The sequence below is a fragment of the Rothia sp. (in: high G+C Gram-positive bacteria) genome, assembly GCF_030540545.1.
Lineage (GTDB): Bacteria > Actinomycetota > Actinomycetes > Actinomycetales > Micrococcaceae > Rothia.
The window spans coordinates 1-967 of the sequence record NZ_JAUNVZ010000035.1 but is presented as its reverse complement, the minus strand read 5'-3'; the positions used below and the strand labels follow the sequence as shown (position 1 = coordinate 967).

Here is a 967-nt window from a genome sequence, read left to right as displayed (position 1 = left end):
GGGCCACAATTTTCTGCGCGTGTGAACGGGCACGCGCCACCAGCGCAGCCGTTGTTGCAGCTAAGGCTGATGCGCCAATAAGTTTAGAACGCGAAATGGGCATACTTTAAGAGTAACGCTTTTTAGGAACCTAAACGCACACTAGAAGCTGAAATAACACTGTACGGTAAAGTTAGTACTGCCCTCTTCGCAGGGTGAGTCCGCAGCACGCAATAGTAGATACATCCCTGCGTTGACTCCCGGGGCGGAGAGGGGGTGGGAAGGATGTCTTTCTATGAATTCATAGAAACGACCCAAGCAATCCTGGTAAGTCTCATCCTTACCAATGGATCAGCTCAGGTCGTTTTCATCATCCATAACACTATCAAGCATATCCGTAATATCTTGAGTTAGTGTTACCCGCCGGGAAGGGGTTGGCGGGTCAGAGAGCCAGCCCCTTCCGCTTTATGCGGAAAGCAATAGTAGATGTACCCCATGCTAGAGCATGCTGATATGCACGGTCAATGGCCCCTTACCGCCTATCCTCTATCTCATACCAAGCCCATCACATACTTTTAGGTAAAGTTAGTACTGCCCTCTTCCCGGGGTGCGCCGCAGCACATCCATTTCAGTAATATCCCCATGCTAGCACACCGCTCTTGGGCTGCTAGTGGGTTCCCACACGATGAAACGGCAGGTTTAGCAACTCGGCGAAGCATCCGTTTTTACACCACAGGAATAACCTCAGCGCCGCCCATATACGGACGCAGCGCCTCAGGAATACGCACCGAGCCGTCAGGCTGCTGGTGGGTCTCCAGAATCGCCACAACCCAACGGGTAGTCGCCAGGGTGCCGTTGAGGGTTGCGACCGCGCGGGTGCGCCCCTTACGCACATTGCCCGCATCGTCTACGGTGTCTGCGGTGCGTTCGCGTATGTTCAGGCGGCGTGCCTGGTAGGTGGTGCAGTTCGAGGTGGAGGTCAGCTCGC

Annotated in this window: 1 pseudogene; it reads right to left on the bottom strand. The window is 54.5% G+C overall.

Features of this window, described 5'->3' with window-relative positions:
• Window positions 1–704: 704 nt before the first annotated feature.
• Window positions 705–967 (bottom strand): annotated as a pseudogene (locus Q4P78_RS08720) (serine--tRNA ligase); the annotation flags it as partial.